Genomic DNA, 1,914 nt, shown 5'->3' with positions numbered 1-1,914 from the left:
ATCGAGCAGCCGCGCCCCCGCCTGCCCCGCCAGCGCGCCCGCGAGCGCGTCGAGGTCGGGGCCGCGCGCGTGGACGGCGCTTTCGACATAATCCCCCGCCCGGGCGCCGAACTGCGCCTGCACGTGGCCCTCATGCGTCCGGATCGCGTCGGAGGCCATGGCGCTCATCCTGTCCGTTGACATGGGTCATAGTGCGGCCCTGGCCTGCCGGCGCAACGGGACGGGGGACGAGGCAGGCATGCGCCGCCCGTCTTTGCCGCGCCGAAGTTCTGCTAAGCAGCGGCGACACACAGGAGGGACACCCAGAATGTTCGCCAGACACCGACGCGTGGGCGCCGCGATGCTCGCCCTGGCCGCCGCGGGCGCCCTGGCCGCCGCGCCGGCGGCGCGGGCGCAGGTCAACCCGTTCGGCTTCTCCCGCTCGTTCAAGGGAATGAGCCAGGACGACTCGAAGATGCTGTTCGACGCCGCCGACGCGCTCAACGCGACGGACCCGCTGCATGTCGGCGACACGAAGACATGGGGCAACATGGCCACCGGCGACGGCGGCACGGTGACGGTCATGCGCATCTTCCGGTCGGGCGGCATGGCCTGTCACACGCTGCGCTATGACCTGCACCTCAAGTCGCGGCGGAGCGGCCGCTACACGGTGGACTGGTGCCGGACGGACAGCGGCTGGAAGATCAAGAGCTGACCCGCCCGCCGGGCGGTCGGAGCGGGCACTCGGCGCCCGCTCCTTCGGTCCGGCCCGGCATCTGCCGCCGCTTACGGCCTGTCAGCCAGTGAAGCTGACGGTCGCGGTGTCCTGTCCCACCGTGGTGCTGGTCAGCACCCGGCCGGCGGCGGTGTCGATGTTGATGACGTCGCCGGTCTGCGGGTTGCCCGAGGCGTTGGCCGCGCCGCAGGCGAGGGCCGAGGTGAAGGTGACCGGCGTGAAGCGCGGCAGCGCGGAGGTCGGCTCCCCGCCGTCCGGCGCCTCCATGATCCACTCAACCGAGCTGCCGTTGAAGCCGGCACCCGGCGGCGGCGCCAGGGTGATCGAGAAGTGCTGCCCGGTCGTCTCGTTGGCGAAGTAGAGATACCCCGCCGTGTTGCCGGCCGTATACTGGACCGAGCAATAGACCTGCTGGCCCGGGCTGACGGGAAAATTGGTGATGTTGGTCTGCCAGATATAGCCGGGTGAATTCGACTGCGGCGGCGCAAACCATTCGTACCAGGCGACATAGCTTGCCTGCCCCTGCGCGTTGACGTGCTGCTGCACGCCGGCCTGGAGCACGTCGTTCGACACGAAGAAGCCGTCGAGCCCGATCCAGCTCGACGAGTTCCAGCCGCCCTCGTTGCCCTGGGGCTCGGGCGGACGGCTGACGGTCGGGATGTGCCAGAACCCGATCACCCCGGTCCATTTGCCCGTCTTGATACCCGCCCCGGCCCAGGCATTGGTCAGGTAGGAGGCATCCGCCTGACGCCGCGGCGGCTGGCGGAGGATGTGGGTGCGGCCTTCCTGCACCGCGAATTCCGGCACGATGCGGTCCTCGGGCCGCCACTGACGCGACGTCACCTGCTTCCAGGCGGCCTGCTGGCCGGGGCTGGCGCCGGCGTCCGGGCGGCGCCACAGCAGCCCGGCGCGCACGAGGTCGGCCGGGCTCGCGGTGTCGGGGTTGAAGTCGCGCGCGAGCGCCGGGCCGGTGAAGACGCCGTGCAGCGCGGTCGGGCGAAGGGCGAAGGGCGTCGCGCGCCGCAGCCGGTCCTCGTCGAACGCGAAGCTCGGCGGGCGGGTCAAAACCTGGGTCATCCTGGGTCCTTCCGAACGGTGGTTGCAGAGGCCGGCGCAGGCTCGGAGAGGCGGTGGGACGATCGCGCCGGCGGGCCCACCCTCGCCCGCCCCCGGGCCGGCACCCTATGATCCGTTTCACA

General features: G+C 71.3%; 2 protein-coding genes. One reads left to right on the top strand and one right to left on the bottom strand.

Annotated elements, in window-relative coordinates:
• The first annotated feature begins 307 nt into the window (after positions 1-307).
• Positions 308-694, top strand: a complete 387-nt coding sequence (locus B8460_RS20355; protein WP_148360745.1) for a hypothetical protein — start codon at positions 308-310, stop codon at positions 692-694.
• Positions 695-775: 81 nt separating this feature from the next.
• Here B8460_RS20355 and B8460_RS20350 read toward each other — a convergent pair whose 3' ends face one another.
• A complete protein-coding gene (locus B8460_RS20350; RefSeq protein ID WP_084623982.1) occupies positions 776-1,792 on the bottom strand; it encodes a G1 family glutamic endopeptidase in 1,017 nt (338 codons plus the stop codon).
• Positions 1,793-1,914: the final 122 nt, after the last annotated feature.

Origin of the sequence: Acidisphaera rubrifaciens HS-AP3, from assembly GCF_000964365.1 — a bacterium.
GTDB classification, from domain to species: domain Bacteria; phylum Pseudomonadota; class Alphaproteobacteria; order Acetobacterales; family Acetobacteraceae; genus Acidisphaera; species Acidisphaera rubrifaciens.
This window is presented reverse-complemented; position numbering and strand designations above follow the sequence as displayed.

Bases quoted from the DNA above. Each gene is read 5' to 3' on its own strand.
- B8460_RS20355 (WP_148360745.1), top strand. From the start codon at position 308: ATGTTCGCCAGACACCGACGCGTGGGCGCCGCGATGCTCGCCCTGGCC.
- B8460_RS20350 (WP_084623982.1), bottom strand. From the start codon at position 1,792: ATGACCCAGGTTTTGACCCGCCCGCCGAGCTTCGCGTTCGACGAGGAC.